Genomic DNA, 20343 nt, shown 5'->3' with positions numbered 1-20343 from the left:
GGAGGCCGATGCGCACTGGCCGTGGCACCTTGAGCGTCGCCGCCGGCCTGGTGCTGGTGGCTCTCGCGGCGGTCGGTTACGTCCTTCCGCCCGCGTTCGATCCGCCGCCGCTCAAGGTCGATCCCGCGTTCCAGGCCATCCCGCCGCAGCCCGCCGCCGAGCTGAAGCCCGTCGCGACCGTCCACGAGTTCCGCGAGGAGGAGATCTCGGTCCCCGCGGAGGGCCAGCGCCTGGAGGGCACGCTGCGGGTGCCGATCGCTCCCGGGCGGCATCCGGCGATGGTGTTCGTGTCGGGGTCGGGCAACGGCTCGCGTACGGAGTTCACGCCCCAGGCGGAGTTCCTGTCCAGGGCGGGCGTGGTGACGATCGCGTTCGACAAGCGCACGGTCGGCTACGACTTCCGTCACCGCGACTTCGGGCTGCTGGCGGACGACGCGCTGCGCATGGTCGAGTACCTGCGCACGCGGCCCGAGGTGAACCCGGATCTGGTGGGCGTGTGGGGCGTGTCCGAGGGCGGCTGGGTGGTGCCGATCGCGGCGGCCAAGAGCACGTCGGTGGGCTTCATCGTGCTGGTGTCGTCGCCCAACGTCTCCCCGCTGCGCCAGGTCGCCTGGGCGCTGAACGAGCAGCTGCTGCGGCTGCGCGCCCCCGTCGGCGTACGCGACCTGCTGACCAGGGCGATGGGCGGGGTCGGCTTCGACTTCCTGCGCTACGACGCGATGCCCGCGTTAAGCCAGGTCAAGCAGCCGGTCCTGGCGTTCTACGGCACCACCGACCCCTCGATCCCCTTCGTCGAGTCCACCAAGGCGCTCATCACGGCCCTGGAGAAGGCGGGCAACGACAAGTACACGATCCGCTTCATGGCCAAGGGCGACCATGCCATGCGGGTCAACGGCGGCGACTTCACCGCGGGCTACCTGGAGACCCTGGCCAACTGGATCAAGGGCCTGCCGGGCACGGCCAAGCCGGCGGTCCACATGGCGGGCGCGACCCCGGTGCAGCGGTTCGAGGCGAGCGACGTGCCCGCCGCCCCCTGGTACGCGGGCGGCACGATGCTCGGCCTGACGATCTGCCTGGCCGCCGTCGGCTACGTGGCGGGCCCGGTGGCGGCCATGGTCGTACGGCTGCGCCACCGCGACCAGACCCCCGTCGAGACCAACGCCCGCCTGTGGGCGCCGATCAGGCGCCGGCTGACCAGGATGGCGTGGACCGGGCTCGCCCTGCTGGCCTCGGTGGCGGCGTTCATCACGCTGCTGGTGCTGTTCTCGGTCAACCAGGCGGGCGCCTGGCCGGCCGTGCTGGCCGGCTGGCTCGTGGTGCGGCTGCTCGCCGTGCTCATGCTGATCCAGGAGGTCACGGCGGTGGCGGCGTACGTGTCGGCGCTGCGCGAGGGCCTGCAGCCCACCCGCTGGCAGTACGTGTCGGTCGGGGGCGTGCTGGGCGGGACCGGGCTGCTGCTGGTGGCGGCGGCTTACTACGGCCTTTTCTCGTTCCCCTGGTGAACGCCCTGGTGAACGCCCTGGTGAACGTCCTGGTGAGCGTCCTGGTGAACGAAGGCCTCCATCCAGCGGTCCATCTCGGCGAAGACCTGCTTGCGCACGGGCTCGGCGGACAGCACGAGGTCGTGCACGCCGTCCTGGATGCGCACGCACGTCACGTGCGGCCCGACCGAGGTGGACCAGCGGGCGATGTGGCGGGGGTCGAGCACGATGTCGGCCGAGCGGGCCTCGGGGACGAAGTCGCGGACGCGCAGGCCGTTGGCCGAGGCGAGCACCAGCACCGGCACGTCCACCGACAGCCCGGCGTGCAGCCGCCGCTGGGCGCGCCGGATGGCGGCCAGCCACATGGCGTGCACGGAGAACCCGCCGAGCGGCTTCAGCTCCAGGTCGTAGTCCCATTCGCCGCCGTGGCTGCGGTGCAGCGTGCGCCCGTAGACGTCGCTGGACGGCAGCGGCAGCACCCATTTCGTGTACGACAGCGGCGTCTTGAGCAGGTCGGCGGCCAGCCTTAACGGCGTGGGCACGTTGAGGTCGAAGAACGGGCTGTTGAGCACGAGCCCCTGCACCAGGCCGCGGCCGCGCACCCGGTCGGCCCACAGGGCGGCGACCAGCCCGCCGGTGGAGTGGGCGTTGACGGTCAGCTCGTCGTGGTCGCGCCTGATGATGCGCACGGCCTCGTCGATCTCGGCGAAGTACTCGGTGACGCTCCTGATCAGGCCCCTGGTCTGGTGCGGCAGCAGGGAACGGCCGTACTTGCGCAGGTCGAGCGCGTAGAAGTCGATGCCGCGCTGCACGTAGTGTTCGGCGAGGTGGTCCTGGAAGAAGTAGTCGGTGAAGCCGTGGAGGTAGAGCACCGCCCTGCGGGAGGCGGTCTCTGCCCTCCTGGACACCAGCGTCGCCACGACCTCGCCCTCGAAGTCGTCGGGCATGGACAGCACGGTGATCTCGTACATGCTAGACACCATAGGGATCATCCGGCCATGAGGGCACCCCGGGCGGCAGGTCGCTGCTAACCCGCATGGGGAAGTCGGGCCGCCGCTTCTCCAGGAACGCGGTGACGCCCTCGACCGTGTCGGGCGCGCCACCGAGCTCGGCCATCAGGCGGGAGTCCGCGGCGTGCGCCTCCCAGGGCGAGGACGCCGACAGGCCCGACCACATGAGGCGGCGGATGGCCGCGACGGAGACGGCGGAGGTGTTGTCGGCGATCTCCCTGGCCAGCTCGTACGCGGCGGGCAGCAGCTCGTCGGCCGGGCAGACGCGCGAGACCAGCCGCCCTTCGAGCGCCTCGGCCGCGGAGAAGACGCGGCCGGTGACGGCCCACTCCATGGCCTTGGAGATGCCGACGATCCTGGGCAGGAACCAGCTCGACGCCGCCTCGGTGACGATGCCGCGCCGCGCGAAGACGAACCCGAACCTGGCCGTCTCCGAGGCGAGCCTGACGTCCATCGGCAGCGTCATCGTGACGCCGACGCCGACGGCGGGGCCGTTGATCGCGGCGATGACGGGCTTGAGCGAGCGGGCGATGCGCAGCGCGACCGTGCCGCCGCCGTCGCGCGGCACGCCGTCGACGGTCTCGCCCCATGCGCGGCCCTTGAACGTGCCTCCGCCGCCGCCCAGGTCGGCCCCGGCGCAGAAGGCGCGGCCCGCGCCCGTGACCACCACCGCGCGGACGTCGTCGTCGGCGTCGGCCAGGTCGAAAGCCTCGATCAACTCTCCGCGCATCGTAAAGGTGAAGGCGTTCAGCCGGTCGGGGCGTTTCAATGTCACGGTGGCGATGCGATCGGTCACCCCGTACTCGATCTCAGAGAAGCCCATGCACAGAATGTTATTCGGTTGCTGAAGTTCACCCCCTGATAACGACATTTTTCGTATTAAGTGCATAGGCTGCCGCCTCAATGGAGCCTGGGGCGACCGCGCCACGCGGTTCACCGCGGGTGGAGGTCTCAGCACCTATGGTGGTACGCGGGGAAACGGGGAAGGCGTGGAGCAGGCGAAGAAACCAGTGAGCGCCCCAGTGAGCGCCGCGGGGGTCCTCGGGTGGCTCGTGCTGGCGGCACTGGCACCCGGGGCCGCTCATCTGCGTGCCGGCCGGCGCAAGACCGGCCTCGTCCTGATCTCCCTGTACGCCGTCGCGCTGCTCGGCCTGCTGGCGTTCGTGCTCTCCAACGACCTCGGCACGCTGCTCGGCTCGGCCACCCAGGACTCGTGGATCACCGCCGTCATGATCGGCTCGGGCGTGCTGGGCGCGGCCTGGTTCGCGCTGATCGTGCACTCGTTCGTGGTGCTGCGGCCCCACCGGCTCGGTCAGGCGGGGCAAGTGCTCACCGGCACGCTGGCCGGGCTGCTCGCCGTCGTGGTGGTGCTGCCGTTCGCGTACGCCGCGCACTCGGCGAGCACCTACCGGCAGGCGCTCGACGACATCTTCCAGGCCCCGGTCGAGGCCGTCGATGAGCCGACGCCCCCCGCGCCCAAGCCCGAGGACCCGTGGGCGGGGCGCGAGCGGATCAACATCCTGCTGCTGGGCGGGGACGCCGACGACCACCGGGTGGGCGTGCGCACCGACAGCATGCACCTGGCCAGCGTCAACGTGCGGACTGGCAACACCGTGCTGTTCAGCCTGCCGCGCAACCTCGAGGACGTGCGCTTCCGTCCGGGCACGCCGATGGCCCGCCGCTTCCCCCACGGCTTCGACCTGCCGAAGGACCCCAACGGCGGCAGCAGCGACCTGCTCAACAGCGTGTGGGAGTACGCCGACGCCCACCCCGAGCTGTTCGGCGGCAAGCAGCACCAGGGCGCCAAGGTCCTGATGGACACCATCGGCTACACGCTCGGCCTCCGCGTCGACTGGTACGCCCTGGTCAACATGTGGGGCTTCGCCCGGCTCATCGACGCCATCGGCGGCATCACGATCACCGTCGAGCAGGACGTCGTGTTCGGCAAGTACAACGAGGGCCTGGTCAAGGCGGGCACGCGCCGGCTGAAGGGCGCCGACGCCATGTGGTACGCCCGATCCCGTACGTTCAGCGACGACTACACGCGCATGCGCCGCCAGCGCTGCGTGCTCGGCGCACTGCTCGACCAGGCCGACCCGGCGACGCTGCTGACCAGGTTCAACCAGGTCGCGCGGGCCACGAAGGGCCTGATCAGGACCGACATCCCGCGGCCGATGCTGGAGCACCTGGTGCCGCTGGCGCTCAAGGTGAAGAACGCCAAGGTGACGAGCCTGCAGTTCGTCCCGCCGCTGATCAACACCGGCTACCCCGACTGGGAGCTGATCCGGTCGCTGGCCGCGAAGGCGATCCGCGAGTCCGAGCGCGCCGAGCGGCCGGTCGCCGCCACCGCCTCGCCGTCGCCGTCTCCGACCGGCTCCGGGACGGCCGCGCCGGCGAAGACGCCCAACCCGAAGAAGACCGCGAACAAGCGGCCCAAGCAGGACGACGACAACCCAGTGCAGGGCCTCACCCAGGGCTGCGGCGCCCCCTCGAACAAGGGGTAAAGAACGCGCCTGGCCGCTGTGGCGTACCCGCGATGAGGCGGGCCGGTCGTGATCTCCTGGGCGGTGTCGTGATCACACACCGCCTCGGGAGGTTCATCGTGCACCGCCGCAGCCACCTGCTCGCCCTCGCGGCGCTCGCGTTCGCCATCGTCGCCGGCACGCCCACGGGCGCGATCACGGACAGGACGGCCGGCATCCGGGACGCGCTCATCGCGGCCGGCGCCCACTTCTCCGGCATCTCCGAGTACATCACGCGCGTGAACCTGGCCCGCTCGCTGCATTCATGACCCCGCCTGAACGAGGGGCGCGGCGGGACGCGTACGGCCCGCCGGAAGGGGTGGCGTAGTGGTGGGACGAGGACGGCGACCCGATCCCCGCCCCCTGACACGCCCTACGCGTGGAACGACTCCTTGGTCATCCGCCGCAGGCGCTGCTCGTCGACGTCGTGGCCGAGCCCCGACCGGGTCAGCGGCACCGCGATGACCCCGGCGTTCGCGCCGACGACGGGCGTGACGATCTGGTTCTGGCGGGGCGGCTGCGTCACGTCGCACGGCAGCGTGCACCCCGGCAGGCTGGCCACCGCGACCGTGGCCGCCCTGGCCAGGCCCGCGCCCTGGCCGCCGGTGCACTGGATGTCCCACCCCGCGGCGGCGGCGCGGTCGTGGGCGCGCCTGGCCTCCGACAGCGACGGGAACGCCGACGGGCGCAGCAGCAGCACGCGGGCCGCGCGCAGGGTGAGGAAGTCGTCGAGCTCGGCGGATGAGGAGACCTCGACCGCGACGGAGGCGGCCACCTGGTCCTGGAGCGCGGCGTGGGAGTAGACGTCGGTGACGGCGAAGGGGCGTTCGATGACCTCGAGGCCGTAGGAGTCGAGCGCGACGAGCTGGCCGAGGTCGCTGTAGGCGTTGCCGCAGTCGACGGCCAGGGTCAGCGCCGGGTACGCCTGCCGCACCGCGCGTACGGGCTCGACGTCCCAGCCCGGCCTGACGTCGAGCGTGACGTGCCCGTATCCGGCGCAGATCTGCTGGTTGACCCGGGACACCAGGCTCTCGACCGACGTGTCGGGGCCGAGCCGCACGGTCGCCACGAGGGAGGTGCGGGTGCCGCCGATCGCCTCGGCGAGCGGCACGCCGCGCATCTTGGTCCACAGGTCCCAGCAGGCCATGTCGACGGCGCTGTCGCCGCTCGGCACGGTGTCGGGATGCTCCCAGTCGACGCCGATGAGCAGCGCGGCCAGCGTCTCTTCCAGCCTCGACCAGGCCTTGGCCGGAGGAGCGGTCGCCTCACCCCAGCCGACCATGCCTCCATGGTCGGTGAGCTTGACGAGCAGGGTCTCCGTCTTCCTGCCGAAGGGCAGGACAAGCCGGAAGACCTCAAGCTCCCGCACTCGCGGCATGCATCCCCCTTTTATGACGCGGCTCCCTCCATAGTGCCCGGTGCCGCGGCGTGCACGAAACGCGGGGCGAGCAGAAAGGCCCCGGCGGCGAGGAGGGCGGTGAAGGCGAGGCCGATCAGGTAGCTGCCGCCGGCGGCGGTGAACAGGGCGCCGCTGAGCGCGACGGCCATCACGGTGAACACCGACTCGCCGACGCCCACGGCCGCGCTGTTCGCGCCTTCCTCGCCTTCCTTGGACATCTCCAGCACCAGGACGGACACCGTGGGGTGCAGCACGCCGATACCGAGCCCGGCGATGGCCATGGCGACGTAGGCGACCGCGATCGGCACGGCGTCGATCAGCACGAGCGTGACCATCGCGATGCCGATGGCGATCATGGCGGCGCCGCCCCTGATGGCGACCAGGTTGCCGATCACGCCGCGGCCCTTGATCCAGGAGCCGGTTGACCAGCCGAGCGCACCGATGGTGAGCACGACGCCGGCGCCGGTGGCGCTCATCCCGCGCTCGTTCATGAGCATGAGCGGGATGAACACTTCGGTGGCCGTCAGCGCGCCGAAGGCCAGGCCGCGCAGGACGGGCGCGGTGGGCAGGCCGCGGGCGGCCCGCAGCGAGCCGGGCAGCAGCAGCTTGGGCAGGGCCACGGCCAGCAGCACGAGGCCCGCCGCGAGCAGGGGCAGGCCGGCCGTCTTGAGCGCGCCGCCGTACTGCAGCAGCGCGGCGGCGACGGCGGTCAGCGTGGCCCAGACGAGCTTGCGGCCGAGCGCGGGTGCGGGCTCGGCGTCGTCCTGGGTCTGGCCGTCGCCGTCCGTACGCCCGGCGGAGCCCCGCCACAGCAGCAGCGCCGACGGGATCACGATGAGCGTCACGCCGAGGAAGATCCACCGCCAGTTCGCGTTCTCCACGACGAACCCGGCGATGGCCGGGCCCACCATGGACGGCACGACCCAGGCGGCCGAGAACACGGCGAACACGCGGGGATGCATCTCGGGCGGATAGGCGCGGGCGACCAGCACGTACATCGACACCTGGATGAGCCCGGCGCCGAGGCCCTGCACGAACCGGCCGACCACGAACACCTCCATCGTGGGCGCCAGCCCGGCCAGCAGCAGGCCCGCCACGAAAGCGGCGACCCCGGCCGCGATGGGCTGCATGGGCCCGCGCAGGTCCGCCCACCGCCCGCCCAGCACGGTCGCGATCACACTGGCCGCCAGGGTGGCGCTGAAGGCGAGGTTGTACAGCGGCAGGCCGTCGAGGTCGCGCGCCACCACCGGCATCGCGGTGTTGACCGCCATGGCCTCGAACGCCGTCAGCGTCACCAGCGCCACAAGGCCGATGCTCAATGCCCGGTAAGCGGCGGACAGCACCCTGGCAGGGGCCGCCGCGTTCTTCTCCACAGTCGTTGTCATGCGGGCAAACTACGGGCCGGCCCCGTCCGGCACATCGGGCATCGGGCCTAGGCAATTGGGCCTAAGGCATGCCTACGCCCGCTTGCCCGGCATGCGCGCCTCGATGCCGTCGAGTATGAGGTCGAGCCCGTAGCGGAAGCGTTCCTCGCCGCCGGCGTCCACCAGGTCGTCGACGTGCTTGGTGACGTGGGGGAACTGCTCGGGCGGCAGCGCCCGGTAGTAGGTCATGATCTGGCCGACCCACGACTCGAAGTACTCCCGCTTGTCGGTGAAGCCGGCCGCGCGCATGCGGGTGTAGTGCAGCGACGCCTCGTAGGCGTCGCCGACGATGTAGAGGGAGAGCCGGTCAAGCGCGATGGCCGCCTCCCTGGGCGGCATGCCCGCCTCCACGAGCAGGCCGAAGATGAACTCGCCCGCGCGCACGGAGTTCTCGCCCGTGGGGATCGTGGCCAGCGCCGCCCTGGCGACGTCGCCGTGCGCCATGAGCACGCGGTGCACCTCCAGCGCGTACGCCCGCAGCTGCTCCTTCCAGCGGGCCGGATCGCGCTCCGGGAGCCGGATCTCGCCGAGCACCCGGTCGTAGAGCAGCTCCAGCAGCTCCTCCTTGTTGGCGACGTGGGCGTAGAGCGAGGCCGGGCCGGTGTCGAGCTCCTGGGCCACGCGTCTCATGCTGAGCGCGTCGAGCCCCTCGGTGTCGAGGATCCGCAGGCCGGTCTCGATGATCAGATCCTGGCTGAGCTGCCGCTTGGGCTGTGCCGGCTTGCGCGTCTTGCGCCACGGCGGCGCCGGGACGCCCTCCGCTCCTTTGCGATCCACCATGACGAACAGCGTACTTGACACGAACGGCGTTCGCCACTAAAACGATGTTCGTTTACGAACGCTGTTCGTTCGCTGGAACACCGTTATCGAAGGAGACCGCTCATGACCGTGACCGCCGCCTCGGCGCAGGCCGGGGTCCATCCGTACCGATGGCGGTGGATCGCCCTGTTCGTGATCCTCGCCGCCGAGGTCATGGACCTCCTGGACGCGCTCGTCACCACGATCGCCGCACCCACCATCCGGCGGGACCTGGGCGGCTCGGAGAGCCTCGTGCAGTGGCTCGGCGCCGGCTACACCCTCGCCATGGCCGTCGGCCTGATCACCGGCGGGCGCCTCGGCGACCTGTACGGCAAGAAGCGCATGTTCGTGATCGGCGCCTCCGGCTTCACCCTTGCCTCACTGCTGTGCGGGATCGCGGTCAGCCCCGAGATGCTGATCGCCAGCCGCGTGCTGCAGGGCCTGTTCGGCTCGGTGATGATCCCCCAGGGCCTGGGGCTGATCAAGGAGATGTTCCCGCCCCATGAGGTGGGCAAGGCGTTCGCCATGTTCGGGCCCGTCATGACGATCTCGTCCGTGGGCGGTCCCGTGCTGGCCGGCTGGCTGGTGGACGCCGACTTCTTCGGCACCGGCTGGCGCATGATCTTCCTGATCAACCTGCCGCTCGGCCTCACCGCCGTGCTCGCCGCGCTGCGCTACCTGCCGGAATACCGCTCCCCCGCCGCCACCCGCCTCGATCTGCCCGGTGTCGGGCTCGTCTCGCTCGCCGCGTTCCTGCTCGTCTTCCCGCTCATCCAGGGCCGCGAGCTGGGCTGGCCCGCCTGGACGTTCGTGTCGATGGCCGCCTCGATCGCGGTGTTCGCCCTCTTCGGCCGGTACGAGGCCCGCCGCACCGCCTCAGGCCGCGACCCGCTCGTCACGCCCAGCCTGTTCCGCAAGCGCGCCTTCACCGGCGGCCTGGTCGCCGGGCTCGCGTTCTTCTCCGGCATGATCGGCTTCAGCCTCGTCTTCACCCTCTACACGCAGCTCGGGCTCGGCTTCAGCCCGCTCGAGGCCGGTCTCGCCGCGCTGCCGCAGGCGCTCGGCGGCGTCGTCGGCTTCGGCCTGGCCATGTCGGGGCTACAGGAGAAGCTCGGCCGCGGCCTGCTGCAGATCGGCACGCTCGTCATGGCGGCCGGCGCGGCCGTCCTGGCCCCCACCATTCACCTGGCCGGCACGGACGTCTCCACCCTGCAGCTCGCCCCCGGCCTCGCGCTCGCCGGCATCGGCATGGGGCTCGTCATGGCGCCGTTCTTCGACATCGTGCTCGCCGGCGTCGAGCCGCACGAGTCCGGCTCCGCCTCCGGCACGCTGACCGGCATCCAGCAGCTCGGCGGCGCGTTCGGCACCGCGGTGCTCGGCACGCTCTTCTTCCACCTGCTCGCCGACCGGTGGAGCTTCGGCTCGGCCATGCAGCTCACGGTATGGGTCGAGGTGGGGCTGCTGGCGCTCACGTTCGGACTGTCGTACCTGCTGCCCCGCCACGCCCGGCCCCAAGAGCCGGGCGCGTGAGACGGGACGCTCAAGGGACAGGGGTGTGCTGCTCGGCCCAGCGGGCGATGTCGCGCCGCTCGATCGCCGCCGCCATGAGGCCGGGGAAGGCGTCAGGGGTGCAGGCGAACGCGGGCACCCCCATCGCGGCGAGCGCGGCCGCGTTCTCGTGGTCGTAGAACGGCGCGCCCTCGTCGGACAGCGCGAGCAGCACGATCACCTGGACGCCGGCCCGCGTCATCGCCGCCACCCGGCGCAGCATCTCCTCCCGGACCCCGCCCTCGTACAGGTCGCTGATCAGCACGAAGATCGAGTCTGTGGGGCGGGTGATGAGGCCCTGGCTGTAGGCGACGGCCCGGTTGATGTCGGTGCCGCCGCCGAGCTGCGTACCGAACAGCAGCTCCACCGGATCGTGCAGCCGGTCGGTGAGATCGACCACCGCCGTGTCGAACACCACCAGCGACGTCTTCAGCGCCCGCATCGACGCCAGCGCCGCGCCGAACACGCTCGCGTACACCACCGAGGACGCCATCGACCCGCTCTGGTCGATGCACAGCACCACCTCCCGCTGCACGGACCGCCGGCGGCGGGCGTACCCCACCAGCCGGGAGGGGACGACCGTGTTCTTCTCGGGCAGGTAGTTCTTCAGGTTCGCCCGGATCGTCCGGTCCCAGTCGATGTCGGCCACCCGTTTCGGCCGGTGCGTCCTCGCCGACCTGTCCAGCGCCCCCGACACCGCCGCCCGCGTCTTCTGCGTCAGCCTGCGCTCCAGCTCCGCCACCACTGTGCGCACCACCGCCCTGGCCGACTCCCTGGCCTGGTCGGGCATCACCTTGTTGAGCGCCAGCAGCGTGCCCACCAGGTGCACGTCGGGCTCGACGGCCTCCAGCATCTCGGGCTCCAGCAGCAGCCTGGTGAGGTCGAGCCGCTCGATGGCGTCCTTCTGCATGACCTGGACGACCGTGGACGGGAAGTACGTCCGGATGTCGCCCAGCCACCTCGCCACCCGAGGCGCCGACGCGCTCAGGCCGCCCTCCCGCCGGGCCGCCCGCCCGCCGTCGCCGTCCCTGGACGCGCCGCCTTGGTCGTAGAGGGCCGCCAGCGCCGCGTCCATCTGCGCGTCGGCGCCGTCCAGCGCGCACCCGGTGCCGTCGGCCGGGCCCCCGCCCAGCACCAGCCGCCACCGCCGCATCCGCTCATCCCGCTCACCGCTCACTGACGCCCCCCCGACTCGGCCGTTGCTGCTGACGATCATCCGCGTGACCTCGCTGCGGGTGCCGTCCCGCCGAGGATCGACAGGACGGTGGCGACGGCGGGGGCGGCGCGGCGCTCGTCCACGTCGTCCCGGCCCGCACCCTCGTCGCGACCCGCCGCACGCAGGCGCTCGCCGACGGCCCTGCGTTCGGGTGCCGCGAACGCGCCGAACGTGCGGCGCAGCAGCGGCAGCACGTCGGTGAACTGCTCGCGGGACAACCCCGTCAGCCACTCGTCGACCAGCCCCAGCAGGCGCGGATCGTGCACCAGCAACAACCCGCCGCCCGCCAGGAACCCCTCCACCCAGGCTGCCGCCCGCGCCGGGGCCTGCCCCCGGGACATCGCCCTGGCCATCCGGTCACCGGCGTCGTGCAGCTCACCGGCGTCCAGCAGGATTCGCGCGAGCCGGCCCTCGATCAGCCCGTGCAGGTCCTGGCGATCGCTGATACCGCGCAGCGTCGCCATCCACCGTCCCCGAGCCGTCCCGCTCCCGCGAGCCTCGTCCCGTGCGGCACCGCCCGCCGGAGGAGCCCCGGCGGCACTGACGGCCCGCCCTGCGGGGGTGCCCGCGTCGGGGGCGTCGAGGAGGGCGACCGCCGAATGCACCGCGTCCACATGTTTGAGCAGGTCGGCGGCCGCGTCGTCGTCCAGGCCGGTCACCGCGACCGGCAGGCCGACGCAGATGCGTTCCAGCATCGACCGGACGATCACCTCCAGCCCCTCCGCCGACGTGCCGCGCACATCGCCGTAACGGTGGGCACGCACCATCGCGGGCAGCGCCGCCATCAGCTTGGTGACGTCGGTGTCGAGTGCCGCCTTGGCCGACAGAGCGCCCAGAACGTCCGGCAGTGCCTCCGGCAGGTCGGCCAGCAGGCACTGCTCCACCAGCCCCGTCAGGTCCGCCAGCGTCGCCGTCCCGGTCGCCGCCAGGTCGCGGGCGCGCTGCGCGGCGGCGGCGACCACGGTGGTGCCCAGGGCGGCGTGTTCGATGAGCGCGAGGTCGTGTTCCGGCCGCCACCGCAGCGTCCACGTCTCCCTGAACGTGCCCTTCCCGCGCGCCTGCCCCGGCGTGCCCCAGCCGACCCCCAGCAGCCGCAGCCGGTGCAGCAGGTTGCTGCGGCCGACGTCGAGCGGTTTGCGCAGGTCGAGGTCGATCTCCCGGTCGAGCGCCTCGGGCTTGAGCTTCAATTTCCGCTGCCGGTCGCGCAGGTCACGCTGGAGCGGCACCATCGGTACGCCGTCGCAGACGTGCCCGAGCCGGTCGCCGACCACCATGCGCCGCTGAATCAGCTCCACCGCCAGGTCGTCGCCCTCGCATAGCACCGCCCTGGCCGCCTCGGTGACCTCCCCGAGCCCCGCCAGCGGTCGGCCGCGCAGCGTGGCGAGGGCCTCGGCGAGCCGTACCGACTCGATGACGTGCGCCGACGACACCGCCAGCCCCTCGTCGCGCAGCACCTCCGCCGCCTGTGCCAGCCACCGCTCGATCGGGCGGTCCCGGGCCTCGAACAGGTGGTGGTACCAGCCGGGCGAGGTGATCCCCGCGCCGTAGCCGCTCCAGGACGCCAGCCTCCCGTACGTCCACGGCACCCACGTCAGCTCCGCCTTCACCTTCGGCAGGCCGCGCAGGAGCGCGTTGTCGGCGGCGGCGGGCGGGAACGGGGCGGTGAGCGCGGGCACGTGCCAGGCGCCGCAGATCACCGCGATCCGGGTGAAACCCTGCTTGAGCGCCGTACGGATGGTCTTGCGCATGTACGCCTCGCGCCTGGCCTCCCGCTCGTCCGGCCGGTACCCCTCGCGTACGGCGGCCATGGCCTCGGCGATCACCGCGAACGGCGTATCACCGCCCCGGTGCTCGACCACGCCCCGGTGCTCGACAACGTCCTCCCACCAGCGCTCGGGATCGTCGTACCCGGCCGCCGCGGCCAGCGCCCCGATGGGGTCGATACGCGCTTTGCCGGGGCCTGCTTGGGCCGCTGGCTGCTCGCGAGGGTCCTGCGTGGCCCCGCCGCCCGTATCCCCGGCCTCGCCGCCCGTATCCCCGGCCTCGCCGCCCGGCCTCCCGGCCACGCCGTCACCCGACCCGGCCAGCCCGCCACCCGGCCTCCCGACGTCGCCGTTGCCCGGCCTTCCGGCTAGCTCGCCAGGCGAGGGGCCGGTTATTCCACCGGCCGCTTCCCCGGCCCGCCCGCCGACCACCCCCTCGGCTCGTCCACCTGCCGGAGCCTCGGCTGAGCCGCCTGCTTGCCCCTCGGCGGGACCGCTCGCCAGGGCTTCGGCGGGCTCTTCACCGGGGTCTTCGGCGAGGGAGTGGGCGGCGGGCAGGTCGCAGAAGCGGACCGGGATGCCGGCGGACGTGCCGTACAGGATCGCCTGCCACTCCGGCGAGAACGCGGCGAACGGCCAGAACGCCGCGCGCGACGGCGCCCCTGGCACGTGGGCGAGCAGCGCGACCGGCGGCTCGAGGCCGGGCGCGTGCGCGATCAGCGCGTCGGCTTCGGGCGGGCCTTCGATGAGGATGATGTCGGGACGCAGCCGCTCCAGCTCCCGCCGCACGGCCCGCGCCGACCCGGGGCCGTGATGCCGCACGCCAAGGACGGACACCCGCGGGTCCCCGCCTCCAGATTCCGCGCCACCAAACCCGGTGCCAGGCAGCACCCTGCCATCGGTCGTCACCCTGCCGTCGTCCGCCAATCCCGGTATCACCCCATCGCCATCCGACTCTCCGTCAAGGGCCGTCACGCCCTGCGTCGCGCCACCCAGTGCCTCCGCTCCCGGACCTAAGGCACCCGGCGTCCCGCCACCCGCTGCACTCCGGGCACCGCCGTCGAAAACGCCGCGCCCCAAGCCGGAACCGTCGAACACGGCACCACCGTCGAAAACGCCGCGCCCCGAGCCGGGACTGTCGGACTCGGCACCGCACGAAGTCGAAGCGCCACTGGCCGCAGCGACACCTTCCGCAGTGACACCGAGCGGAGGCGGACCGGCCGGTGAAGCGGCGGGCGACGCACAACCTGCCGGGGCGTCGCCGGGCCCAGGGACGCCGGACCCGGTGCCGGGAGCCGAAGACGAGGGCAGAGGTGAGATGGTCATGACACCTCGCGGCAGGCGCGGTAGAAGTCATGCCAGTCCGTACGCTCGCGTATCACCGTCTCCAGGTACTCCCGCCACACCACCCGATCCGACACCGGCTCCTGCACCACCGCGCCGACGATCCCGGCGGCCACGTCGGACGGGCGCAGCACCCCGTCGCCGAAGTGGGCGGCCAGGGCGATGCCGTTGGTCAGCACGGAGATGGCCTCGGCGGTGGAGAGGGTGCCGCTGGGCGACTTGATCTTGGTGCGGCCGTCCTCGGTCACCCCGTTGCGCAGCTCCCTGAACACGGTCACGACCCGCCGGATCTCCGCCAGCCCTGTGGTCGTCTCGGGCAGCTCGAGCGAGCGGCCGAGCTGGGCGACGCGGCGGGCGACGATGTCGACCTCTTCCTCTGCGGTGGCGGGCACGGGCAGCACGACGGTGTTGAAGCGGCGGCGCAGCGCGCTGGACAGCTCGTTGACGCCCCGGTCGCGGTCGTTGGCGGTGGCGATGACGTTGAAGCCGCGCTGGGCCTGGACCTCGCGGTTGAGCTCCGGGATGGGCAGCGTCTTCTCGGACAGTACGGTGATCAGCGCGTCCTGGACATCGGACGGCATGCGGGTGAGCTCCTCGATCCTGGCCACCCGGCCCTCGGCCATGGCGCGCATCACCGGCGACGGGGTGAGCGCGTCGAGCGACGGGCCTTCGGCCAGCAGCCGCGCGTAGTTCCAGCCGTACCGGATGGCCTCTTCCGCGGTGCCGGCCGTGCCCTGCACGAGCAGCGTCGAGTCGCCGCTGATGGCGGCGGCGAGGTGTTCGGACAGCCAGGTCTTCGCGGTGCCGGGCACGCCGAGCAGCAGCAGCGCGCGGTCGGTCGCGAGGGTGGCGACGGCGACCTCGACGATGCGGCGCGCACCCACGTATTTAGGGGTGATGTGGTCACCGTCGCCCATGATGTACGTGGTCACCGCCCACGGCGACAGCTTCCAGCCCGGTGGCCTTGGACGGTCGTCGTCCTTGGCGAGGAGGGCCAGCTCCTCGGCGTACTGGTCTTCCGCGTGCGGGCGCAGAACGGTCATCGGGTGAGCTCCTTGTACATGTCGGCGCGGAACCGCAGCAGGGAGGCGACCTTCTGGACGGGTTCGGCCGGTGAGAAGTCTTCGGCCAGCTCGTGCAGGGCCGGGTCGATGTGCTCGCCGGCCAGCTTGACGAGCTCGGCGAGGTTCCACGGCTGCGTGGTGTTCACTTTCACGATCTTGCGGAGGACGGCCGTGGCCAGGCCCTCGCCCCAATGGGACGACACCCCGCCGAGCACCATGATGAGCTGGCTGTCGAGGTCGTGCTCTGCGACGAACCTGGCCGCCAGCTCCTGCTGCTCCTCCGGCGGCAGGGCGACCAGCAGGTCGGCGATCGGGTCCCAGCCGAACATCGCCCGCGCCCACTCCGGATCGCGCTGCAAGACCGCCGCGCGCACCCAGGCGCTCTTCACGTCGGCGTCCCAGTCGGGGATCTTCATGGCGAGCAGCCGGGCGGGCCGGTGGCCCCATGCGCTGAGCGGGGCGCGCGCGATGATCTGCTGCAGCCACCAGGCGCGCTCGCCGATGCCGCGGGGCGGCTTCTGGCGGATGCCGTCGCGTTCCATCTCCTTATCGCAGTACGCAGGCGCCTCGACGGCGATGACGTCACCGTCGATCGTGACGCAGGCGCGCAGCCGTTCGGCCATGCGCCGGGACATGCGGGAGGACGGCAGACGGGTCAGCAGGTTGGCGGCGGCCTGGCGCACCTCCCTGCGGCGGTCGTCCAGCGCCTGCTCGAGGAACGGCTCGTCGGCCATGCTCAGCCCCTCGGCCAGCACCTCCACGAACCCGGCCCGGTCGTCGGGCGTCTCCTGCTCCCACGTGCTCTCCAGCAGCGCCCTCGCCTGGCCGGGGTCGGCCGCCCTGAGCGCGCTCAGGTGGGCGCGCCGGTCGGCGGCGCCGCCCAGCTCCCACGTTTCGCCGGTGGGCTCGTCCAGCAGGTAGTCCCACGCCGGGTTGAGCCCGGCCAGCCAGCGGCCCCGCTGCCCGGCCAGCACGCCGAGGTGCACCCGTATCGAACGGTCCCTCCGGCCGCGATCGAGCAGCTCGGGCAGCACGTACGGCGGCACCCTGCGGCCGGTCGCCGCCGCGGCGGCCAGCCACTCGGGCAGCAGGCGCTCGTGCTCGCCGTCGAGGATCCGCCGCAGCCGCTCCGCCGCCCGCCGCCCGATGGCCGCCCGCTCCTCCTCCGGCGCCCGGCCACCGCCCGGCTCCCGCCCTTCGCCGGCTCCGCGTTCTTCGGCGGCTTTCCGTTCTTCGCCGGACGCGCCATCGCTCGGCTTTCCGCCGTCGGGCGTGTGCTCGCCGGGGGTGCTAGCGCCGGCTCGCCGCCGTACGGTCTCCACGGCCGCTGCCTCCAGCAGGTCACCGGTGTACGGGCGGCGGTCGGTGCCCACGAGCGCGGTCGAGGTCAGGTCGTCCCATCCGGTCATGGCGCCCCCGTTCGTTCGTCGTCTCGGCCGGTCACAAGATCACCGTCGTTCCCTCTTCGTCCCAGGTGGTCAGGGGACGCAGCCCGACCGGGGTCCATTCGACGGCCACGGTCAGCGGGTGCCCGCCGGAGACGGCGATGAGCCGCCACGGGTCGATGGAGCGCGGGTGCAGCGGGAGGCCGCCGAGGGTGCGCCGGTCGGGGATCACGTCCTTGAGTACGAGCGGCCAGGACTCGGTCCACGGATCCTCGGCCAGCACTCCGGCGATCTCGTCGAGCGCCTCGGCGACCGTCATCCCCGGCGGCACGGAACCGGCCTCCGCCACCGCCGATCCAGGCGATACCGAATCAGTCCCCGCCACCGCCGATCCGAACGGCACCGAACCAGTCCCCGCCGCCGATCCGAACGGCACCGAACCAGTCCCCGCCGCCGTGGATGCGGGCGGCACCGAACCGGGCCCCGCGAGTCCTTGCGCCATCGCACGGGCCGCCGTGGCCGGGCGAGGCGCTGCCACGGCGTAACGGGTCGCCACCAGGGCTCGAAGTGGGGCGGCGCCCGGGTAGTACGCCAGGTCGGCGTCGATCGCGGTGCCCGTCACCAGGGACGCGTCCAGCGGCCGGCCCTGGGGAGCGAAGGACAGGATCAGAGCGGCCCGCCCCGTGTGACGGCCGCGCAACCACACCCGGCGGGCCGTCAGCCGGTCCTGCGTCTCGTCACGCCGGCCCAGGACGTGCCACACATCGCGGACCACCGGCCCGGCCAGCACCTCCTCCTTCGTCACCGGGAACCCCACGCGGATGAGCACCGTACGCGCGAGGTCCGGCGGCAGCTCGGCCCTCCGGCGGTAGGCGACGGCGAGCAGGTTGAGCAGGGCGTATTCCTCCAGCAACCGCCCCGGCCAGCCTTCTTCGGCCCGTACGCGGGCCAGCCGCGACACCATGCCGGCCACTCCGGGCGCCTGAGCGTCGATCAGCCGCTCGGCCAGACCCTCCCAGTCGTGCTCGGCCGCCACCGCCAGACCTTGGCGTACCTGGTCGGCCAGCCACCGCTCCAGCTCGGCCAGCCCGGCGGCGACCCGCCCATGACGTACGGACTCCGCCCCCGAGCCACGCGAACCACCTCGCCCGCCTGCGCCCGCCTCACCCCTGCCGCCACCCGGCCCACCGCCGGGGGTCACGCTCGCGGTCTCGCCATCCCCGGCCGACACGGCACTCGTGGAATCAGCGACGGTGTTCGTCTCGGCGACCTCCCGGGCGGAGGTGCTCACCGCGGATTCTTCCGGCACGGCGGTCCTAAGCGCGGCGACCTCCGGGATCGCGGTCCCCGACCCGCCGGCCTCCGAGACAGCGGTCCGCCCCTCGGCGGCCTCTGAGACAGCGGTCCCAGGCTCGGCGGTATCCGAGACTGCGGTCTGCCCATCAGCGGCCTCTGAGACAGCGGTCTGTCCATCAGCGGCCTCTGAGACAGCGGTCTGCCCATCGGTGGCCTTCGAGGCGGCGGTCTTGCGGCGGGCGGCGCGTTCGGCGCGTGCGTCGAGCCACTCCGTCACCCACTGCGGCGCCGCCTCCTGACCCGGCACCGCCTCCTCCGACCACAGAAGCAGCAGCCCCAGAGCGTGCTTGCACGGGAACTTCCGGCTCGGGCAGCTGCAGCGGTAGGCGGGCTCGCTCAGGTCGACGCACGCCAGGTAGGGCTTGGCGCCGCTGCCCTTGCACTCGCCGTAAACGACCATGCCCGTACGGCCGCGCACCGGCCATTTCCCGGGCGCGGCCACGCCCTGCGCCGCCTTGCGAGACGAGGCATCGGGGGCGAGTGCGAGGACCTGATCACGGCTCCACCGTTCGATCACCTGCCGCAGACTAGCCAGCCGCACCGACAATTCCCGGCCCTGTTTTCCAGCCGTGACCAGCCTCCTCACCACCTCACGAACCCGCCCATATCTCTCCGGTTCGACCACCCCTGCCGGCGCCCCTACAGCCGTGGTCGGCCGACCCAGTCAAGTCGCCGGCTCGATTCGTGGCGCTTGTCGGGGAGGTGACCGACCCACCCTCGGACCCGAGTCCCGGCGCCAGCGGTGGACCGGGCCTCAGAGAAGCCGTCGTGGCCGGCTCCGCCCTGGTGCACCCGGCCGTGATCCGTCGCTTGTACGGGCAGATAGGTCAGGTCTCGTCCTTGATCGAGGTGGTACGTCCTAAACTCGGCGTGTGGAGTTGCGGATCTACCCCGACGGCCCGTCCATCGAGGTGGCGGACGAGGCGGAGGCACTGGCCGGCGATCTGGAAGGCCAGCTCGTCCTCGACGGTCGCTTTCTGCGCAGAGACGTGACCGGCGCCCCCGTCGCCTTCGTCGAGCGGCCGCCCATCGCCGCTGCCCTCGATCTTCTGCCCCACCCCGAGGGCGGCTGGTTCAGGGAGACGTGGCGGTCGCCGGTGACGTTCACGCCGGACGGCTATCCGGGCGAGCGGGCCAGCGCCACCGCCATCTACTTCCTGCTCCACCCGGGCGAGGAGTCCGTGCCGCACGTGGTGCGCTCGACGGAGCTGTGGCTGTGGCATCGGGGTGGGCCGCTGGCGCTGACCATCGGCGACTCCGTGGTCACCTTGGGCCCCGATGTCGAGAACGGCCAGGTGCCGCAGGCGATCGTGCCGGGCGGGGTCTGGCAGTCGGCGCGCCCGGCCGGGGACGAGGCGGTGCTGGTGAGCTGCATCGTCTCCCCAGGCTTCGACTTCGCCGATTTCTCCGCCTGACGCGCCCAGGCGTCTCCACCTGACGCGCACCCAGCGCCTCCACCTGACCGCACCCCAACCGTGTCTCCGCCTGACACGCCCCAAGCGCCTCCGCCTGACGCGCCCAGGCGTCTCCACCTGACGGCAGGCGTTACGGCAGCCCGTCTTCCGCCGGGTTCGGCTCATCCGCTCCGATCAGTACGCCCGTGTCCGCGCCGCCCCGCACAAGCACCTGGCGCCGATCTTCGCGGACAGGTTTAAGGGGATCCGCATGGGAAGGCGGCTGGGTGGAGGTGTTGGTCATGGAGACGAAGGAATGGATTGTACGGATCGCGCTCGACGAGGTCGGCGATGACACCTCGGCACGGGCGACGCTGACCACCACCGGCGGCCAGCGGGTGGAAGGAAGGGGCCACGCACGGAGAAACCCGTCGGACCCGGCCGTGCCGCGGATCGGGGACGAGCTGGCGGTCTCCCGCGCGCTGTCCGACCTGGCCGGACAGCTGGCGGCGATGACGAACCGCGACATCTCCGAGTCGATGGCGGCGGTCCCGACCTCCCGTTCTTGGTAAATCTATTATATCACGAATTCCGCTAATTCTGCATTTATTCGATAAATGCAGAATTAGCGGTTATATT

General features: G+C 72.1%; 15 protein-coding genes and 1 pseudogene. 6 read left to right on the top strand and 10 right to left on the bottom strand.

Annotated features, from left to right (window positions below; all coding sequences use genetic code 11):
* Positions 1 to 8: 8 nt before the first annotated feature.
* A complete protein-coding gene (locus AB0K67_RS31690; RefSeq protein ID WP_364067610.1) occupies positions 9 to 1502 on the top strand; it encodes a prolyl oligopeptidase family serine peptidase in 1494 nt (497 codons plus the stop codon).
* Here AB0K67_RS31690 and AB0K67_RS31685 read toward each other — a convergent pair.
* Both AB0K67_RS31685 and AB0K67_RS31680 read right to left on the bottom strand, forming a co-directional pair.
* Positions 1475 to 2452, bottom strand: a complete 978-nt coding sequence (locus AB0K67_RS31685; protein ID WP_364067608.1) for an alpha/beta hydrolase — start codon at positions 2450 to 2452, stop codon at positions 1475 to 1477. The genes AB0K67_RS31690 and AB0K67_RS31685 overlap by 28 nt on opposite strands.
* 1 nt (position 2453) lies before the next feature.
* Positions 2454 to 3314 carry an enoyl-CoA hydratase-related protein gene (locus AB0K67_RS31680; protein ID WP_364067606.1) on the bottom strand — a complete coding sequence of 287 codons (861 nt, stop codon included), beginning with the start codon at positions 3312 to 3314 and terminating at the stop codon, positions 2454 to 2456.
* A 199-nt stretch (positions 3315 to 3513) separates the two neighbouring features.
* On the opposite strand from AB0K67_RS31680, the gene AB0K67_RS31675 reads away from it, so the two are divergent.
* Together AB0K67_RS31675 and AB0K67_RS31670 are read left to right on the top strand one after the other, a co-directional pair.
* Positions 3514 to 4995, top strand: coding sequence for an LCP family protein (locus AB0K67_RS31675; protein WP_364067604.1), 1482 nt, complete (start codon positions 3514 to 3516; stop codon positions 4993 to 4995).
* 68 nt (positions 4996 to 5063) lie between these two features.
* Positions 5064 to 5282 (top strand): hypothetical protein, encoded by a 219-nt coding sequence (locus AB0K67_RS31670; RefSeq protein WP_364067602.1) that lies wholly within the window; start codon positions 5064 to 5066, stop codon positions 5280 to 5282.
* A 104-nt stretch (positions 5283 to 5386) separates the two neighbouring features.
* Here AB0K67_RS31670 and AB0K67_RS31665 read toward each other — a convergent pair whose 3' ends face one another.
* The 3 genes from AB0K67_RS31665 to AB0K67_RS31655 all read right to left on the bottom strand — a co-directional run bounded on the left by AB0K67_RS31665 (position 5387) and on the right by AB0K67_RS31655 (position 8616).
* Positions 5387 to 6391, bottom strand: coding sequence for an enolase C-terminal domain-like protein (locus tag AB0K67_RS31665; RefSeq protein WP_364067600.1), 1005 nt, complete (start codon positions 6389 to 6391; stop codon positions 5387 to 5389).
* 11 nt (positions 6392 to 6402) lie between these two features.
* On the bottom strand, positions 6403 to 7797 hold the full coding sequence (locus AB0K67_RS31660; protein WP_364067598.1) for an MFS transporter: 1395 nt from the start codon (positions 7795 to 7797) through the stop codon (positions 6403 to 6405).
* Positions 7798 to 7869: 72 nt separating this feature from the next.
* Positions 7870 to 8616 carry a TetR/AcrR family transcriptional regulator C-terminal domain-containing protein gene (locus AB0K67_RS31655; RefSeq protein WP_364067596.1) on the bottom strand — a complete coding sequence of 249 codons (747 nt, stop codon included), beginning with the start codon at positions 8614 to 8616 and terminating at the stop codon, positions 7870 to 7872.
* A gap of 102 nt (positions 8617 to 8718) precedes the next feature.
* Between AB0K67_RS31655 and AB0K67_RS31650 the strand changes: the two genes are divergently transcribed.
* Positions 8719 to 10164, top strand: a complete 1446-nt coding sequence (locus AB0K67_RS31650) for a DHA2 family efflux MFS transporter permease subunit (protein WP_364067594.1) — start codon at positions 8719 to 8721, stop codon at positions 10162 to 10164.
* Between the two features lie 10 nt (positions 10165 to 10174).
* On the opposite strand, the gene AB0K67_RS31645 is transcribed toward AB0K67_RS31650, so the two are convergent.
* The 5 genes and pseudogenes from AB0K67_RS31645 to AB0K67_RS31625 form a co-directional block, all read right to left on the bottom strand.
* Positions 10175 to 11335 carry a VWA domain-containing protein gene (locus AB0K67_RS31645; protein ID WP_364067708.1) on the bottom strand — a complete coding sequence of 387 codons (1161 nt, stop codon included), beginning with the start codon at positions 11333 to 11335 and terminating at the stop codon, positions 10175 to 10177.
* A 59-nt stretch (positions 11336 to 11394) separates the two neighbouring features.
* Positions 11395 to 13998 carry a DUF5682 family protein gene (locus AB0K67_RS31640; protein ID WP_364067592.1) on the bottom strand — a complete coding sequence of 868 codons (2604 nt, stop codon included), beginning with the start codon at positions 13996 to 13998 and terminating at the stop codon, positions 11395 to 11397.
* A gap of 485 nt (positions 13999 to 14483) precedes the next feature.
* Positions 14484 to 15548 carry an AAA family ATPase gene (locus AB0K67_RS31635; RefSeq protein ID WP_364067590.1) on the bottom strand — a complete coding sequence of 355 codons (1065 nt, stop codon included), beginning with the start codon at positions 15546 to 15548 and terminating at the stop codon, positions 14484 to 14486.
* Positions 15545 to 16978: a DUF5691 domain-containing protein gene (locus tag AB0K67_RS31630; protein ID WP_364067588.1), complete on the bottom strand. Its 1434-nt coding sequence runs from the start codon at positions 16976 to 16978 to the stop codon at positions 15545 to 15547. The genes AB0K67_RS31635 and AB0K67_RS31630 overlap by 4 nt, the downstream gene beginning before the upstream one ends.
* 1510 nt (positions 16979 to 18488) lie before the next feature.
* A pseudogene (locus tag AB0K67_RS31625) lies at positions 18489 to 18710 on the bottom strand (SWIM zinc finger family protein); the annotation flags it as partial.
* 472 nt (positions 18711 to 19182) lie between these two features.
* Between AB0K67_RS31625 and AB0K67_RS31620 the strand changes: the two are divergent.
* Positions 19183 to 19725, top strand: a complete 543-nt coding sequence (locus AB0K67_RS31620; RefSeq protein ID WP_364067586.1) for a cupin domain-containing protein — start codon at positions 19183 to 19185, stop codon at positions 19723 to 19725.
* Positions 19726 to 20006: 281 nt separating this feature from the next.
* Positions 20007 to 20276 carry a DUF1876 domain-containing protein gene (locus AB0K67_RS31615; RefSeq protein ID WP_364067584.1) on the top strand — a complete coding sequence of 90 codons (270 nt, stop codon included), beginning with the start codon at positions 20007 to 20009 and terminating at the stop codon, positions 20274 to 20276.
* The last annotated feature ends 67 nt before the right edge of the window (positions 20277 to 20343 follow it).

Origin of the sequence: Nonomuraea sp. NPDC052634, assembly GCF_040678535.1 — a bacterium.
GTDB lineage: Bacteria > Actinomycetota > Actinomycetes > Streptosporangiales > Streptosporangiaceae > Nonomuraea > Nonomuraea fastidiosa.
Note: the sequence above shows the minus strand (reverse complement) of the source record. Positions and strands in the feature narration are given on the sequence as shown.